At 39.8% G+C, this 17,639-nt stretch carries 16 protein-coding genes; 3 read left to right on the top strand and 13 right to left on the bottom strand.

Going from position 1 to position 17,639, the window contains the following annotated elements; genetic code table 11:
• Window positions 1–166: 166 nt before the first annotated feature.
• The 5 genes from QUF86_RS16180 to hmpA all read right to left on the bottom strand — a co-directional run bounded on the left by QUF86_RS16180 (window position 167) and on the right by hmpA (window position 7,333).
• Window positions 167–2,095, bottom strand: a complete 1,929-nt coding sequence (locus QUF86_RS16180; RefSeq protein ID WP_289334860.1) for a sigma 54-interacting transcriptional regulator — start codon at window positions 2,093–2,095, stop codon at window positions 167–169.
• A 778-nt stretch (window positions 2,096–2,873) separates the two neighbouring features.
• Window positions 2,874–3,317, bottom strand: a complete 444-nt coding sequence (locus QUF86_RS16175) for a general stress protein (RefSeq protein ID WP_289334859.1) — start codon at window positions 3,315–3,317, stop codon at window positions 2,874–2,876.
• An 80-nt stretch (window positions 3,318–3,397) separates the two neighbouring features.
• Window positions 3,398–4,645, bottom strand: a complete 1,248-nt coding sequence (locus tag QUF86_RS16170) for a glutamate-5-semialdehyde dehydrogenase (protein ID WP_289315899.1) — start codon at window positions 4,643–4,645, stop codon at window positions 3,398–3,400.
• A gap of 50 nt (window positions 4,646–4,695) precedes the next feature.
• Window positions 4,696–5,784 (bottom strand): glutamate 5-kinase, encoded by a 1,089-nt coding sequence (gene proB, locus QUF86_RS16165; RefSeq protein ID WP_289334858.1) that lies wholly within the window; start codon window positions 5,782–5,784, stop codon window positions 4,696–4,698.
• A 340-nt stretch (window positions 5,785–6,124) separates the two neighbouring features.
• Window positions 6,125–7,333 (bottom strand): NO-inducible flavohemoprotein, encoded by a 1,209-nt coding sequence (gene hmpA / locus QUF86_RS16160; RefSeq protein ID WP_289334857.1) that lies wholly within the window; start codon window positions 7,331–7,333, stop codon window positions 6,125–6,127.
• A 170-nt stretch (window positions 7,334–7,503) separates the two neighbouring features.
• Here hmpA and QUF86_RS16155 point away from each other — a divergent pair, with 170 nt between their 5' ends.
• Complete coding sequence (locus tag QUF86_RS16155) at window positions 7,504–7,968, top strand: RrF2 family transcriptional regulator (protein WP_289315896.1); 465 nt, start codon at window positions 7,504–7,506, stop codon at window positions 7,966–7,968.
• A 117-nt stretch (window positions 7,969–8,085) separates the two neighbouring features.
• Here the strand turns inward: QUF86_RS16155 and QUF86_RS16150 are convergent, their stop codons facing one another.
• The 3 genes from QUF86_RS16150 to QUF86_RS16140 all read right to left on the bottom strand — a co-directional run bounded on the left by QUF86_RS16150 (window position 8,086) and on the right by QUF86_RS16140 (window position 9,284).
• Window positions 8,086–8,286: a hypothetical protein gene (locus QUF86_RS16150; RefSeq protein WP_289334856.1), complete on the bottom strand. Its 201-nt coding sequence runs from the start codon at window positions 8,284–8,286 to the stop codon at window positions 8,086–8,088.
• Between the two features lie 135 nt (window positions 8,287–8,421).
• Entirely contained in the window at window positions 8,422–8,607 is a 186-nt protein-coding gene (locus QUF86_RS16145; protein ID WP_289334854.1) for a zinc-finger domain-containing protein, read from the bottom strand.
• Window positions 8,608–8,612: 5 nt separating this feature from the next.
• On the bottom strand, window positions 8,613–9,284 hold the full coding sequence (locus tag QUF86_RS16140) for a reverse transcriptase-like protein (RefSeq protein WP_289334853.1): 672 nt from the start codon (window positions 9,282–9,284) through the stop codon (window positions 8,613–8,615).
• Window positions 9,285–9,506: 222 nt separating this feature from the next.
• Here QUF86_RS16140 and QUF86_RS16135 point away from each other — a divergent pair, with 222 nt between their 5' ends.
• Window positions 9,507–9,920 (top strand): reverse transcriptase-like protein, encoded by a 414-nt coding sequence (locus QUF86_RS16135; protein ID WP_289315892.1) that lies wholly within the window; start codon window positions 9,507–9,509, stop codon window positions 9,918–9,920.
• A complete protein-coding gene (locus QUF86_RS16130) occupies window positions 9,904–10,812 on the top strand; it encodes a DMT family transporter (RefSeq protein WP_289334852.1) in 909 nt (302 codons plus the stop codon). The genes QUF86_RS16135 and QUF86_RS16130 overlap by 17 nt, the downstream gene beginning before the upstream one ends.
• 45 nt (window positions 10,813–10,857) lie before the next feature.
• On the opposite strand, the gene QUF86_RS16125 is transcribed toward QUF86_RS16130, so the two are convergent.
• From QUF86_RS16125 to QUF86_RS16105, 5 genes are all read right to left on the bottom strand, one after another.
• Complete coding sequence (locus QUF86_RS16125) at window positions 10,858–11,151, bottom strand: DUF6123 family protein (protein ID WP_048688421.1); 294 nt, start codon at window positions 11,149–11,151, stop codon at window positions 10,858–10,860.
• A 113-nt stretch (window positions 11,152–11,264) separates the two neighbouring features.
• On the bottom strand, window positions 11,265–12,140 hold the full coding sequence (locus QUF86_RS16120; RefSeq protein WP_289315890.1) for a 5'-3' exonuclease: 876 nt from the start codon (window positions 12,138–12,140) through the stop codon (window positions 11,265–11,267).
• 85 nt (window positions 12,141–12,225) lie between these two features.
• A complete protein-coding gene (locus QUF86_RS16115) occupies window positions 12,226–13,053 on the bottom strand; it encodes a sulfurtransferase (RefSeq protein WP_289334851.1) in 828 nt (275 codons plus the stop codon).
• Window positions 13,054–13,065: 12 nt separating this feature from the next.
• Window positions 13,066–13,827: a DNA polymerase beta superfamily protein gene (locus QUF86_RS16110; RefSeq protein WP_289315888.1), complete on the bottom strand. Its 762-nt coding sequence runs from the start codon at window positions 13,825–13,827 to the stop codon at window positions 13,066–13,068.
• A gap of 15 nt (window positions 13,828–13,842) precedes the next feature.
• Entirely contained in the window at window positions 13,843–17,553 is a 3,711-nt protein-coding gene (locus tag QUF86_RS16105; protein ID WP_289334850.1) for a dynamin family protein, read from the bottom strand.
• Between the last annotated feature and the right edge of the window lie 86 nt (window positions 17,554–17,639).

Below are 17,639 nucleotides of genomic sequence, written 5' to 3'. Positions count from 1 at the left end.
TTAACCTTGAAGGAAAAATCTTTCCTACTTCATTGTATATATACAATTATTGTGCCAACATAAAAAACATCAGTTTATTCAAGAAAGAAGCCAATTAGTTCTCAAATTAAGACATAAATAAAGTTAACAAATTGTTTCATAATGAATTAATAAGTTTCATTACGTTTCAATTTGTTTCAATACTCCAGTTTTTCATCTTTCTCCATAAAGTCGTGCGACTCATCCCTAACTCCAAGGCAGCTTTTCCTTTATTAAAATTAACCTTATTTAACGTTTGAACTATTCTTTCACGCTCGGATAGATGTATCCCAAGTGGCATATCAAGTTCTTCTGCTTGTTTCGACAGTATTTTCTTTTTACTTCTATTCGGAAAATACATTTCGATATCGTACACATCAATTAACTTGTCTTTATAAAGAGCACATAATCGCTCACAAAAATTTTGCAATTGGCGAATATTCCCTTCCCAATTCTCTTCACTCAGCTTTTTCATGGCAGTATCCGTAATCTTAATTTTTTGATCCGAATGACCTTTCTGAATAAAAGCATTCACCAATAACGGAATATCTTCTCTACGTTCCCGAAGCGGAGGCAAAACAAGGTCCAGCACACTCAAGCGATAATATAGATCCTCCCGAAAGTCATTACTTTTGACCATTTGCATGAGGTCTTTGTTTGTTGCCGACACAATTCTCACATCAACCGGAATCACTCTATCATCACCGATACGCATGATTTCCCGCTCTTGCAGGACACGAAGCAGCCGACTTTGCATTTTTGGGGAGATTTCTCCTATTTCATCTAAAAAAATCGTACCTCTATGAGCCAATTCAAAATATCCTTGCTTTCCGCCTTTCATAGCCCCCGTGAAAGCTCCTTCTGCATATCCGAATAACTCACTTTCCAATAAATTTTCGGGAAGCGCAGCGCAATTAATGGCTACAAACGGGTTATTTTTCCGGTTGCTATGATTATGTATGCTTTGGGCGAATATTTCCTTGCCCGTTCCGGTTTCTCCAATTATAAGAATGTTTGAATCTACTTCACTATAATGTTGAGCAGTTTCAATCGTCCTCTTAATTTCGGAACTCCGGTACAATATATCATCAAAGGTGTACTTAGCCACATGTCCACGTGAATGAATCTTTCTAAAGAACTTCCCTTCCATCTCCTGAATGCGTGTAACATCTTGAAAGGCGACCATATCTCCCACTTTTTTACCTTTTAAAAATATCCCAACTTTTTTTACCGATAATTGAATGGCTTGGTAAGCAACGATATCTTTTTCGTATTCATTGTCACTTAACAGCATATTACGAAATTTTCCGTCCTTTATCATATCGTATATAGAATTTCCAATTAAGCTCCCCTTGGAAATGGATAATATCTCCTGAGCCGCCGTATTAAATACAGATATTTGTCGTTTTAAATCTATAGCAATAACCCCTTCATAGGCATAATTAAGAATCGTTTGGTAACGCTTGGTCTTCTCCTGTTCCCTTCTGCTGACAAGAGCTACTCTTTTCGCCTCAATCAACGCCTGCCGAAATGATTCCTTTCCAGTGTCAACCAGAATGGCCCCCAACCCTATCTCTTCAGCATAGTTACAGGTACTTAAACCACTTAACACCACCTCACAGCCATCTCTGGCTGCTAAATCCACTAAACTAACTGAGGACTCGATATCATTCAATATATAGGACTGAATTGGCAAATCAACGATATCCGAAAGGTTTTCCACGCCATAAATCATATTCAGCGCTCCTATAACGGCCACTTTTTTACTGCCAAAACGTGCCTTGCAATCATATAGGGAACGAATGAGATCAATACCTTGTACAGGTATATCAACGATAGGAATAGATTCATTGCTTTCTTTTAATAGTTTCGTGATTAATCCCCTTGAGATGATTACATCAGCATCAAGCTTCAACTTCCCAATCCTATCGGCATCCTCTACTACCTCCTCTAAAACAAACTTCACTGAACCGTTATCATTGTTTTCCGATTCTTCCAACTGGTTGAATTCCTCAAACCTTTCAAAAGCATCCGTAATATACCCTTTTCGAGGAACAACGAGTTTAATTTTTATCAAAACGCCAACCTCCAACGTAAAATCATTTTGGTTTATTGAATATAATCTCAAGTAACCTGATAGTTAAGCCCTAGTCAACCAGGATGTATTTAATCGAGATGGAAAAGTATGCCAAGAAAATGTTTTCGTTCAGAATTATATATATCATTTTTAAAATCACTTTTGAAAAACAAAAAACCCTGTTACCATGGGTTTTTTCGTCAATAAACGACCTTTTCACTTTTAATTTACACCCTAGTATTCGAATTATTATTGATAGCAGATTATTCCTTCAATAAGAGTCACATTCAATTGATCTCATCAAAACTTTTTATAGTCTTTTTACTTACATCACCCTACTCACCTTTTTCTACTTGGAATGTTTATTTTTCCCTTGCTTATCATCGCTGTAATAAGCTTTTACCATTAACAACAGTATGAAGATTTCTTAAAGTCTTCATTATTTAGTGATTCAATGAAATCTAAAACTGAATTAAAAATGCTAGCCCCCTCTTTGCTGCATAAAAAAATTACCTGGCATGTAAATTTCACTTTTTTGGTATAATTTTCATTCCTTTCTCGACAATAGGACTATATTCCTTATATTCTTCATCCAAACGTGGAATTCCTTTTGGTTTTATAGTTACTGACAATAAAATTAGTCTACAAACACATTAACCCCGTTCAAGAAATCCTGAACGGGGTTTTTCAATAAACACGATCTGTTTCATTTTGAGTATTTGAGGACAGGAAGCTTAGTGTCAATCATCGTAGAACTGTTCATTCAAGGAGGTTCTACTTACGAACTTAAAACTGGATCGGCAATGACAAGGATTTTCCCGGACTTGATACCCTCCATATATTGATCGACTTCGGCTTCCTCCAGTCCCATATCCAATAATGGCTTTCTCAATCCGCCTGCTCCCGATGCTGCCCCGGCTGCGGCTCCGCCAAAAGTGGCAAAAATCGGTCCTGCCGCCAATATTGGACCAATTCCTGGTACGGCTAATGCACTCATTCCAATAAGCAGGCCTGTCAACCCGACAGCTCCGCCGGCTGCTGCCCCAGCAACTAATCCATCAGTCTTTGCCGGGCTGACTTCCTTAGCTTCATTGGGTAATTTATCAATGTTTTTTGCCACTACTGATATTTCATTGGATGTATATCCTTGTTCCTTTAAATTTCCGACTGCTGAAATCGCTTCATTTTCATTTTCATATATTGCTATAAACCTCTTGTCCATGGTATCTGCTCCTTTAAAAGTAATGTACTATACAATACCCTTAATTGAGTTTCAATAACCTTCTATGAAAAAAATGAAATTCACTCCCGGATTTGCCCCTGGCCATAAATGAAGTACTTGCTTGATGTCAAGGCCGGTAAACCCATAGGTCCACGTGCATGGAGCTTTTGTGTGGAAATGCCGATTTCTGCGCCATAACCAAATTCAAAACCGTCGGTAAAACGGGTGGAAGCATTATGATAAACTGCTGCCGCATCCACTTTATTCAAAAATACGGTAGCGTTTTGTTCATCTCTCGTCAGGATTGCTTCGGAATGCTTGGTACCGTATCGATTAATGTGTTCAATGGCATCCGAAACACCTTTTACAATTTTTACGCTGATTTTTAATGCTAGGTACTCTGTAGACCAATCATCCTCCGTAGCCTTTTTCGCTCCCGGAAAAGCGCTACAAACCGCTTCGTCTCCGTATACTTCGATACCTTTTTCGTCTAGGATTGCCAAAATCCGCTTACCATTTTCTTCAAACCATTTTTCGTGAATAAGAAGGCTCTCAATTGCATTGCATACGGAAGGGCGCTGTGTTTTACCGTTTAAGACAATTTTCTCGACCATCGTGATCTCTGCTGTCTGATCGATGAATATATGGCAATTACCTGCTCCTGTTTCAAGGACGGGAACAGTGGACTCCTTAATGACCGTTTCTATTAAATTCTTTCCCCCGCGAGGAATCAAAACATCTAAATACTCATTAAGATGAAATAGTTCTTTAGCGGTTTCACGGCTCGTATCCTCGATTAACTGAACTGCTTCCATAGGAATCTCCGTATTCTCTAAAGCTTTATGGATGGAAGAGACTAGTGCCATATTGGAGTATTTGGCTGACGAGCTACCTCTTAAGAGGACCGCATTCCCCGTTTTCAAGGATAGTGTAGCTGCATCGATGGTCACATTAGGCCTGGCTTCATAAATCATTCCGATTACACCGATCGGCACTCTTAACTTTTTAATCAATAACCCATTTTCTTTTTCGATAGTCTCCAATTTCTCTCCAATAGGATCCTTTAAATCGATTAAAAGTCTAATTGCCGCTGCCATGTCATCAATACGGTTAACATTTAACATGATTCGATCTAAAGTAGACTCACTGAAGCCTTTTTTCCTGCCTTCTTCCAGATCCTTTTGGTTTTCTTTTATCAGACGATCTTTATCGATAACAAGTTGCTTAGCAATTTTCCCAAGTGCCTCATTCTTCTTATCCGTTGTTAATCCAATTAGCTGATAACTGGCTTTTTTGGCTGCCTTACCTTTCGCAGTCACTTCACTCATTTTCAAATGCCCCCTTTTCCTTCGCTAATATCGATAACCTATGCCTATGCCTATGCCTTTACCCATTTATCACGATGGATCACTTCGATGGAAGTGATCACAAGCTCGGTTGTCCGCTTGCCCATCGCCTGTTTTAACTCTTCGTCGGAATAAAGGACCTCACCCCGCCCCAATAATCCTTTTGTACCAAAGACTTCGACGACATCGCCCTTATTGAAAACTCCTTTAATTTCATAAATTCCAGCTGGCAGCAGACTGCTGCCATTTGAAACTAAAGCCTTTTCGGCACCTTCATCAACGAAAATTTTTCCGGATACTTGTGAATGAAGCGATATCCACTGTTTGTTTTTCGTTACCGTCGTCATGACATCATTCCCAATATATGTGCCATCACCGTTGCCTTCTAGGATTGTCAGAAGTTTTTCACTCCCCACACCAGATCCGATGAATACTTTCACTCCAAGAGACAATGCAGTTTGGGCTGCTATCAACTTTGATTTCATTCCACCGGTTCCAACATTAGACCCCGCACCTTCTGCCATTTGCAATAAATCCGCCGTTACTTCGGAAAGCTTTTCAAATCGTTTCGCCCCTGGATTTGTCTGTGGATTGGAATCATAGAGCCCATTAATGTCCGTTAATATGATCAGGTTGCTGGCATGGACTAATCCGCTTACTAAGGCGGATAGCATATCGTTATCACCGAAAGTCAACTCCTCGACTGATACTGTATCATTTTCATTTATAATCGGAAGGATGCCGCGTTCAAGCAATTCCATCAATGTCGCATATGCATTTTTATATCTATCTTTTTTCGAGAAATCTTTCCGTGTTAATAATATTTGCGCCGGAACGATCCCGAATCGACCTAATTGTTCCATATATGATTGAATCAATAGGCTTTGCCCTACAGCTGCAGCAGCTTGTTTTCCTTTGAGAGTGACAGGTCTCGTAGGATAACCGAGCTTGCGGAAACCTGTCGCTACGGCACCTGATGAAACAAGGACAACTTCATGTCCCGCTTTCCTTAATGCTGCAACTGCCTGGATATGATCGGAAAATTTTTTTTGGTCGATTTCACCTTGTGTGTTGGTTAAAGAACTACTTCCTATCTTTACTACGATGCGTTTCTTTTCCATCGATTTTTTCCTCCAATAAATATCTTAGACATGAAAAAAAGCCCTTTTCATCCTCGAAATAAGGACGAAAAGGGCTGCTCTCCGTGGTACCACCTTCATTGAATGCAAGTTCATGCATTCCACTTTGCCTGATAACGCCAGGATTTGCGCCTATGTTTTGCATAGGACTCAAGAAGCAGGTTCTGCGCTTTCCTGTCGCGGGTCTTCCAGCAATTGACGCCGCTCTCTGTCACAGTGATTCTCGCATACTAATCTTCTCTCAACGTTCATTGTTTTAATATAGTATGCAAAATTATCTTCTTGATGTCAATAACATTCCAACTATGAATGAACCTGAACCTTATAACGCCATGGCTGGGCCGAAGAACTCATAGTGTATTTTATCAGGATTTACCCCCAACTCTTTCAGGTAAGTGATAATGGCCTTCATGAAAGGAACAGGACCACACACATAATAATCAGCATCAGGTTTTACATGACGGCTCAACAATTCCTTATCGATATACCCTTCCTTCTCAAAATTCGGCAGGTTCTTATCCTCCTCACTCGGATTTTTAAAGACGAAGGATAAATGATAGCTGGCAAGCTTGTGCGTCAGCTCTGTCAATTCCTCTCTAAACGGCTGTAAATTTCCATTACCTGATGCATGAATGAACTGGACATCACGCTCAGGCTTTTGTTCAGCCACCGCATGGACCATGCTCATGAAGGGTGTTATACCAACGCCTCCGCTCAGAAATACTGCAGGTGTTCGTTTTTCCAAGTCGATGGTGAAATCCCCTGCAGGAGCCGTTACGTCTATACTGTCACCCATCTGAATGGATTCATGCAAGTAGTTCGAGACCCTTCCATCAGGAGAGATTCCCGGCTTTTCTTTTTTGACGGAAATCCGGAAGTAATCTTTCCCCGGAACATCAGACAAACTATACTGACGGTTGAATAAATAGCGTTCACCCGGTATCTCGATACGAACGGTAATATATTGTCCAGGAAGAAAAGATGGAACATCATCGCCATTTGATGGCTTTAAATAAAAGGAAGTGATTACATCACTTTCGCGGACTTTTTCCACCACAGTGAATGGTTTGAAATCTGACCATCCCCCTACCTGATTGGAAGCTTGGTCGTACATTTCCTTTTCGATGCTAATGAAAACATCGGCAATGACTCCATAGGCCTCTCCCCAAGCTTGGAGGATTTCTTCTGTAGCCGACTCTTGTAAAACTTCCTTGATTGCACCTAATAGGTGTTCTCCAACAATCGGATAATGCTCGGCTTTAACTGCGAGACTTCTGTGTTTTTGTGCTATTTGCTTCACGGCAGGTAAAATCGTTTCAAGTTTATCTATATATTTAGCTGCTGCCAAAACAGTGTTGGCAAGTGCATTTTGCTGGCGCCCTTTTTTTTGATTGGCGTGATTAAAGACATTTAATAATTCAGGATGTGCTTCGAAAAGATTTTTATAGAATACAGTTGTTATAGTTGTACCATGCACTTCTAAAACAGGTACGGTTGATTTGATGATATCGATTGTTTTTTGGGATAGCATATTAAAACTCCTCTTCATAAACAAGTATTTTAAATACATGTTTATATTAGAACTTAAATCCATTAAAAGCAATATTTTTAATGCATCTTTTCAGAGAATAAGTTTTCATGTTTATAAAATGTTCACATTTATGATATAGTCAAATGGGGATAGAATGTGAGGCGATAAACATGAGGTTGACGAGTTATTCCGATTACTCACTTAGAGTGTTGATTTACCTGGCTTCCCACGACCAAAGCAAATTATCAAATATAAAAGAAATTTCTGAAGTTTATCAACTGTCTAAAAATCATTTGATGAAGATTGTTCATAATCTAGGTAAATTAGGCTATATTGAGACGATACGTGGAAGAAATGGCGGTTTCCGTCTAGCAAAATCCCCCGCTGAAATAAATGTAGGGGAACTGGTGCGGAAAACCGAAGAGGATTTTTATCTAGTGGAATGTTTTAAAGATCACGATAACTGTGTGATTTCTCCCGTTTGTTCTTTGAAATTTGTCCTTAATAATGCCTTGGATGCTTTTCTACAGGTCCTTGATCAATATACGATTGCAGACTTCATCGAAAATAAAGTGATGCTCAAAGCATATTTCGATTCGGTAAAGCAAAATGAAGAAGAGCCCGATTTTTTATAATCGGGCTCTTCTTTCATTAACTGATGATCCGTTCAATCTGCCATCCCTTTTCCATTCGCAAATCAATGATCCCTGTATTGGTTTTCAATAAAACTTTAAGGGGATCGTATGGATGGATCATAATGACTCTTTATTTGCTTGCATTTCTTCAAAAAGGTAATAAATATGAGGAATCTTTGCCGCTTCTGCAATGACAGGTACAACTTCCGCTTTAATCACTTCAACCTTTTCAAGCTGTATCTTTCCTGCTTTACGTATATCTTGAAAGATGTTTTTTATTTGATGCGAAGCTTCGTTGATTCTTTCATGAATTGTCACTTTAGGTTGTACTTGATTTTCTGACCATACAGCTTCCCTTTTCTTTTTTCAATGCTCTCACACTTTTCTCTAATTTTCACCTATAATACCCTATCCTTCATGACCCTGTATCATAATCAAAGCAATTTTCAGTACTTACGAACGGACACTAAGTTCATTGCCTAGCTGTTTTAATTTTTCACCGACTGTACATTCTGATATACAGAACTGATGGGCATAAGAACGCCCCTTCTCTTTTCGAAAATGCTTTCGTAAAAAACAATCTTGGCAAAACGAAGCGAGAACATCTTCCACTTCTTCATATATTTTTTTCCTGTTCATTGTTGTTATGGCTCCTTTGACCCAGCAACTTCTATTTTGCTGAAAATGGCTTTTCCCTGAAGAGCAAGTGTTGCCAGGCGATCGGCTTCCTGGTTTTCTTTTCGTGAAATTGGCATGTAGACCGGAATGATCTTTAACTTATCCATTTTCGCTTCAATGCGGTCCAGCCATTTACTCAAGTTTTCTTCCATACAGGGCCATTCACCGGAAAGTTGATTTAAGACAACTAGAGAATCCCCTTTAAATACACAGCTTTGGTGATGGATTCCAAGTTCGTCCATCTGCCTTACCGCTTCATGAAATGCTGCATATTCCGCTTCATTATTGGATTCGAATTGCTCCAATTTTACATTAGTGCGTAAACGCCAGAACTTCTTACCTTGACGAAAATAAATGGCAACACCGATTCCTGCCATCTTTTCATCTTTTTGAAAACCGCCATCAAAAAAAACCGTTACATCCTGCGGCTCTTCTTCAACTTCAGTAAGGAGTTTCTTTAGCTCCTTCTTTGTCCATGCTGTATCGAATTCATCCTTGAATTCCACTTCTTTCAGCCTTCCCGCCTTTTCAAGATCCTCTGTAATGACTAGTGCAGTCCCGGCATCAAGCCAATCCGAAACGAAATCGGCAGATGGTTTTTTTGAAGCATGATATGTCCATTGCATAATTACCTTCAAAGATTTCCAGCTCCTTATCAATTCACTATTCATGCAGAACAGCTTACAATTTTCATACCTTTTTCTCGTCCCACCATTTATAATATAATGTAAGCAATAGAATCACTCTTTTCATTATAGTTCCCATATCAGCCTGAAATTCTCATGTTTCAATCTTAATTTTATATGAAACAGTTTTTAATCATAGCATATTAACAGCTTAATCTCGAGGAGGAGCACATCTTGATCGAAGTGTATATTGATGGTGCCAGTGCGGGCAATCCAGGGCCGAGCGGGGCAGGTGTTTTCATAAATAATAATGGTGTGGTCGAGCGGCACTCCATTCCGCTTGGAAATATGGAAAACCATGAAGCGGAGTACCATGCTTTAATAAAAGCGTTGGAAATTTGTGTAGCCAATAATTATCAAATCGTTTCTTTTCGGACTGACTCCCAAGCCATCAACCAGGCCATTGAAAAAAGATTTGCAAAAAATAAATACGCCATATTGCTGGAACGAGCGCTTAAACTTTCCGCCGAGCTTGAATTATTTTTCATGAAATGGATTCCAAGTCTCGAAAACAAGTCAGCGGATGTATTGGCGAGACGTGCCATTCGATTGAATAAGGCTGAGGAAATTCATGAACAAGACAGCTGATTTTTCATTATTATTCGTTGTATTCATCTGGGGTGTCACTTTTGTTATGGTTCAAAATGCCCTATCGTTTCTTGATCCCTTCACGTTTAATGCCGTCCGTTTTTTCATGGCCTTGTTTTTCTTACTCATCCCTTATATATCGACTTTACGCAAAAGAGGGAAAACATGGAATAAAGGCCTTTTTAGAGCAGGGTTTCATATTGGGGTTTGGCTTTTTCTTGGGTATGGTCTTCAAACGATTGGATTGAATCATACAACTCCTGCGAAGACGGGCTTCATAACAGGCCTAAGTGTCGTCATGGTACCTGTTTTTTCTCTGTTACTTTTGAAACATAGGCTTTCCCGCAATACGATCATAGGTGTGGCAGCTGCAACCGTGGGGCTTTATTTAATGACTTTCGCGGACCGCTCCAATTTGAATATCGGTGATTTACTCGTATTTTTATGCGCAATAAGTTTCGCCATGCAGATCATTACGACCGCCAGATATGCCAAAACCCATCCCGCATTACCGTTGACGCTGATTCAGGTTTCCACCGTATCTTTATTATCCTTTGTTTCAGCCTTCATTTTCAAAGAGAATCATTCTGTCATCTTCAGCTCAGAGGTCATGTTACAAAAAGACGTATGGACTGCTTTATTGGTTACGGCAGCACTTGCCACGGCGTTCGCCTTTTTCGCCCAAACCTACTTCCAAGCCTATACGACACCTACAAGAGTCGCGTTGATCTTTTCAATGGAACCGGTTTTTGCTGCGTTATCCTCATACATATTGATAGGGGAAAAATTGACTTCCGCTTCCATCATCGGCTGTGTCTTCATTTTCATGGGGATGATACTTGCTGAGCTGCCTGCGAAGAAAAAGAAACCGGTCACACAGGAGTTTTCCTGAAAAGCCAAATAAAATAAATCGGACTTCAAAGTTAAGAAGTCCGATTTATTTAAGCAGGCCCTGTTCTTTAGCAAACGATACCGCTGCACTACGCGTTTCAATGCCATTTTGTTTTAAGTTTTCCAAAAAGGAAATATAGAAGCTACCATCAAAGTTCTTTTGAACCTTCAAAGTCAATTCTATTGCTGCATTGACTAAAATATCACTTGCGTCAGTGTAGCGCTTACCAAAATAAATAAAACCTATAGCGTCATTACCAAAAGTGAATCCCTTACCCTCTAAAAAACTAACATACTCTTCAGTTGATTTCGCCACTTCTGCATCCACTCCATACTTCATACCTTATTTTCATCTTACCGTAAATCAAAGATTTTGACTATCCATTTTTCGACAAAAAATTCACCCTACAAATTAAAGGAGCTCCCATTGGGGAGCTCCGAAAAGTTTCATTATTATATCATTTTCAGTAAAGCCCTGAATTCATGATCCCTAGCCAGATTTTTGACCTTCTCGCGATCATACCGATAGACAGCATCATCCAAAGAACATGAAATTGGTACATCACATTTTATTTCTGCTAGCTGTCTGGATAAATGGAGCATATCGACGGCTGATTCAATCTTAGCCCGTTGTCCGTTGGTCAATGAAGCAACATTTTCAAGAATCCCTTCGATACTTTGATACTGAATCAATAATTTCAATGCAGTCTTCTCCCCTATCCCCTTAACTCCGGGATAGTTATCAGCTGTATCGCCCATTAAAGCTTTTAAATCAATCATTTGTCTTGGAGTGATCCCTTTCCATTCAAAAAAGCTATCGGGATTATGCACTTCATAGTTCCCATATCCTTTTTTTAACAAAAGAACGGAAATGTTTTCTTCAATTAACTGGAGCATATCTTGATCGCCTGTCAATATACCCACTCGGCTATGTTGTGCAGATGCCTTCGCAATTGTCCCGATACAGTCATCCGCTTCATATCCTGAGAGCCCTATGTTAGGAATATCAAACGCTTCAACCGCTTTTTTCGCTAGGTCGAATTGAGGGATCATTTCGACTGGAGCTTCTGAACGATTAGCCTTGTATCCATCAAATAATTCATTTCTGAAAGTCTTGCTGCCCATATCCCAGCACACCGCTACATGACTAGGTGAAAAATGATTCACTGCCGTCAGCATATGCTTCAAAAAACCTTGAACGGCATTAGTTGGAATGCCTTTTGAGTTTATCATGAATTGACCAGTAACGGCCGTTGCATAAAAAGCTCTAAATAATAACGCCATCCCGTCAACAAGCATAAATGATGGATGTTGTTCATTTTCTTTCATTAACACATTATCACCTCTATCATGATGTACATCCATTTTAACATAACTGTCCTCTTTTTTAAGGATCGTTTAATTGGAAAAAATATTATTCAATCGGATTTTCATCATAAGAGATCCAGTCACTGAAACTGCCAATATATATCTTCACATCTTTATAGCCCGCTTCTTTCAGGGCGATATAATTGGGAGAAGCCGTTACACCTGAACCACAGTACACAATGATTTCCTTATCCATGCCGATACTTGAGAAATTCGCCTGAAGATCTTCCTTTTTTTTATAATAGCCATTTTCCAGGACGTTCGACCACACCTTATTTACTGCACCAGGTATATGGCCGGCTTTTTTATCAATCGGCTCCTCGATTCCCTCGTACCGTTTAGATTCCCTTGAATCCATTAATACGACATGGTCAACCCTATTCATAGTATAATCCTTCACTTTTTGAATAGATGCAAAAACGGTTTGATTTAAATCGATATGATATTGTGTTTGAATATAATTCGTTTGATTCGAGTCAATCGGGTAGCCCGCATCTTTCCAGGCGCGATATCCCCCGTTAAGAACATGGACTTTCTGATGCCCAAGATAGCTCAGCAACCAGACAAACCTTGAAGCAAAAGAACCTTCTCCCCCATCATAAGCAAAAAGTACCGTATCATTGGTGATGCCATTTGATTCCAGTTTGTTTTTAAACTTTTCCAGGTCAGGAAGAGGATGTCTTCCGCCATGTTCTTGAACCTGCCCCGATAAGTCCTTTTCAAGATCGAAATAAACAGCACCGGAAATATGGTCTTTTTGGTATTCATTAAACCCTGCATCAGGAGAGCCTAGACGAAAGCGGCAGTCACAGATCCTGATATCACTAGAATCCAACAACGGTAACAGCTCTTCTTTTTCCATTATATAACCCATCTGCATAACCCCCTATTTCAAAATGGTCCAAATTAATTGATTAAGCTCCGTTTCCATGTTCTTCCCGGGAGGAAGCTTAGTTATTTCATTCTTTAAAAAAAGTGATTTCCCTTTTAATAACGAAAGATTCTTTTCGCTTTCATTGATGTTCATACATTCTTCCTTTTGTTTTGCCTTAAATATTCGGGTCATCCTGGTTTTCATTTCTTGATCGATTGAAACCACATCAAGCAGTTCCCATACTGATAAAGGTGGCAGTGAACCCTGTTGGATGATATATACCAGGATTAAATATGAACGGTAAACTTGTACCCATGTTTTTAGTTCTTTTCTTTCGGATTCCATTGGTTTTGCCAATTGTTGAAGATTTTCTGTCATCATCCGATAGTAATGGTGTCCTAGTGTCTTTTTGGAATAGCTATCCGTTATCAAATCATTCATCTTCCTAAAATAATCCGGATGTGTAACCAGCTGGATTGGCGACTGAAATAATTCAAATAGAGCAGGATTACTCTTTACCGTAAGACGGGATGATTTAAAAAGATCCCAGCCTTCCATATCATATAGACCTTGTTTCAAATGAATCACTTCAACGGGCTGACTCAAGCTGAGGTATGTTCGCTTATCATTATGAACATATATAAACCGAACATCGATATCCGAATGGGCGGAAGATAAACCAAAAGAATGGCTGCCTGTAACAGCAGCCATTAAAATGGTCATATTCTCATTCTTTTCTAGGTATTTCAATTTTGAAATAAGGTTTTCTTTCATGAATGAACCTCGTTTCTATTTTGAATGCATTTTTGCCAATTCCGCAACTGCATTTTCATAATACGGTAGATCGACCGTTTCCTCCAATGCTGCACGTAAACCTGCAAAGATATCCGATATTTCCCTCTTAAACTCTTTTTGAATCGAGAGTAACTCTTGGTCGAGGACTTCATTATACATTTCGAAAATCCGTTCACCCTGTCCTTTTACATACATAAGGGCAGGTTCATCCAAACGCTTCTGAAGCCCTTCGCTCATTTTCAATTTCTCGTTTTTTTCAAAGAAGGATTTGGGATTTTTAAATAACGCCAATTCCTTTTTGAATTCGCCAGTATCCATTTGGACAAAAGCTCCTGTGAACTCAAGCGACTCCCTCTCATTAGGTTCATATGGCTGTAATGAAAGGTTTTTTCTTACTTTTTGAATTTGCTGAAGCAAACTGCCTTGTTTCTCATTCAGCAATTTATTTACGAACATTTCCGTCCTTAAAGCCGTTGCCCGCATTTCCTGGGCAAGGTCAAAGCCTAACGCATCCAATAAGTTCTTCATTGCTTGCTTGAGGACAATTTTCAGATCCCCTCCATCATCCTTTAAAACAGCAGGGTTGAACGATTCTTTGAAGAAATCATTAAACCGGAAAAAGACCCGTTGTTTACTATAGAAAGTCAGTTCATCGATTTCTTTTTTCAAACGTTGCTTTTCTGCATCCCCTTTAATGACCGAGAGAAGTTCCGAAATGGACTGAGCCTCATGTGAAAGGGACTCCAGGGCTTTTCGTTTCGCTCTTTCATCCTGCCTGGAAGCTGTAATTACATCCCGTAGCAATTCTTCCGTTCTTTTTACAGCCGCTTGAGCGGATTCAATTGCAAGTCCAGTTAAATCGTTTTCGATGAAAGAATCGAATTGGTCTTGGAATTCCGAAATACCGCTATTCGGAAGGAACGAATGCTTAAAGGAACCAGGCATTTGTTTTTCCATCAAAGCACCCTTGCTCGTTAGCGGGAATAGTTTTGGAAAACGGATTCCGAATCCATTCAATTGATCTGTGACATAATCCTTCACTTCGTCCAATTCGTCAGTGGTTTGAGCAAGATCGACGGCATTGACAATGAAGAACATCTTATCCATGGCGAAAGAATCTTTCACACGTCCAAGTTGTATCAAGAACTCCCTATCTGCCCGTGAAAATGGGTGATTATAATAGGTCACAAAAAGGATGGCGTCCGAATTCTTAATATATTCGAAAGCTGCTCCAGTATGTCGGGCATTAATCGAATCCGCCCCAGGAGTGTCAACAAGGACCATCCCCTGCTTTGTCATTTCACAGTCATATCGCAATTCAATCAAATCAACAAGACATGACTTGGACTCTTCCGCAGCAAAACGTTTAAACCCTTCAAGATCTACCGTAACCACATTTCCTAAATCATTTTGGTGCTCGGACAGTCCTTGATGAAACGCCCTAAGGAAGGATAAATGCGTTTTCCCTTTATCAACTTCCCCCGCCTTCGCAATGATTTGCCCTGCTAGCTGAAGTGCTTCATCCAGAGTCTTGGCCGATTTATCAAAAGCTGCCAAAGCCAAGCTTACATCTTCCAACAGCATCGCTTCCGTCTTTAATTTGACGGTTGCCGTCCCATGTGGATGCTCAGCGTCTGAAGCCATGATTTTATTGATTGCAGCAGTTGTCGGATTAGGTGAAACAGGAAGGACACTTTCTCCCATCAACGCATTGGCAAAGGAAGATTTGCCTGCACTGAATGCACCGAAGAGGGCAACCGTGAAAGTCTGCTGTTCCAAGCGATTCGCCTTATCCGTCAATTCTTTATAAAGTGATTGAAACCCTTTCAAAGGTTGTATCAGCTTGGCCGCCTGATGTAAACCGGCTGCTGTCTCCATTAGCTTTTCTTTTCCACGTAAATCAAAAGCACCAGATGAAGAAACAGCCACAGAAGGTACGGCCTTATTTTCTTTATCATGATCTTGTTCAGGTTGTTCTTTGACGTGCTTTGAATTACTTCCTTTATCGGTTTTCATGATTTTGACTGTAATATTTTTTTCTTCCTCTTCCCATTGAGTTAAAAGCGTATCAATATCACGTTCATCGACCAATGATTCAGATTGATTGGTTATGGCCTCTAAACGTTCCGTTTGGTACTCGATTTCCGCGTTCATCGCCGCAGTAACTTTAAGGGCTTCCGCAAATTCAGAAAAACCTTCAAGCTCTTTATCGATGGAAATAGACTGCTGTTCCACTATTCCTTCCATTACGGCAACCATACCATTCAAAAATCCTTCTGATACATCACGTGCTTTCTTTTTGATGGCTGCGGCCAAATCATTCGTATAGTTTAAAACGTATTCACCTGTAATATCGACTTGAGGCTTTAAAGAGTTTTTTATGTAAGCTTCCGTAACCTCGATTTGAAGTGCCTGAGCTTTACTTTCAAGTGTTGAATCATGGATCTCCGCTTTATTAAGCGTTTTAGCCGCTAATTCTTTAAGATGCCATTCAAGCTGGGTCTTCACCTTTTCTTGTAAATCCGTCAAGAATGCTTTGATGCGTTCCCCACGTTCTGCCTCCGTTTTTTTCTTGGCAAATAATAGACCCATTTTAAAGTCAGGCTGAGCCGATTCCAAGAATGATTTACCTAGGTCCCGTGTAGCCGCGGGCATGATGTACGCACTTTTCAAAATTGTTTCCAATGCTTCAGCATATTGGACTTTGATGTCCTCTATACGTCCAGTCAATGAATTTTTTTCTTTTATTAGGCTGTCCACTTGATTCGTCAGGTGAATTCGCTCTTCATGAGGAAGTTCCGATAATACTTCAAAATCATCGGCATGTGCCTCTTCATATTGGTCCTTCAGCCAAATAAGATGCCTTTCGACTAGGGCTTTAGCCGATTGCATGATGGCATCTTTCCCATCATTTTGACCTTTGCCCGCCATTTCATAGATAAACTGCCGGACCACTTCTATTTCATTTTCGCTATTGTTCAAATCTCTTACAGATGTATAAAAAATGCCATCAGGATATACATTCCAGTTCGCAAATGCTTCAGAAACGGAAAGCTTGAAGTCTTGAAAGCTAAGCTCGGCCTCATCATGCTTATCGATCATATTGATAATTAAGTATGTCGGCTTTTCAGCCTCCAACAATTCTTTTGTGAATAGGAAATTCACTTCTGACTGGACGTGATTATAATCCATAACATAGAAGACGACATCAGCTAGATGCAAGGCAGATTCCGTAGAAACTCTATGTGCATCGTCTGTCGAATCGATTCCTGGCGTATCCATGATTGCACATGAATCCGGCAGTGAAAAATGATTGGAACTTATCGTTATTGCCGATACTGAATCACCATCCTTGGCAAATTTCTTAACCTCTTTAAAATCATAAGGTGCCGGAAATAAGACTGGTGGCTGTTGATGGTAAAAGACTTTGGCATAGTCTTCCCCTTTTTGGACTTTTACCGTATTTGCACTCGTTGGAATCGGACTTGATGGCAATACTTGATCACCGAGGAGAAAGTTGATCATACTTGACTTGCCCGCTGAAAAATGGCCGCAAAAAGCAATGATGAACTCCTCATCATTCACTTTCATGATTAACTGTTTCATTTTACCGGCATTGCCTGTATCTCCTGCCGATTGGAATTTCTCATACATGGCAGTCAAAATCCCCAATTTGGACTGTTGCTTTAATGTTTCTTGAATCATGAATCCATACCCCTTAACTATCGTCATTTTGATACTCTTATTGTAAACGATTTCGTTTATTATTCATACCATCAGCTTTAGTTTTA

Source organism: Peribacillus sp. NJ11, assembly GCF_030348405.1.
Taxonomy (GTDB): domain Bacteria; phylum Bacillota; class Bacilli; order Bacillales; family DSM-1321; genus Peribacillus.
The sequence above is the reverse complement of the archived record's forward strand: the minus strand, read 5'-3'. Positions and strand labels throughout refer to the sequence as shown.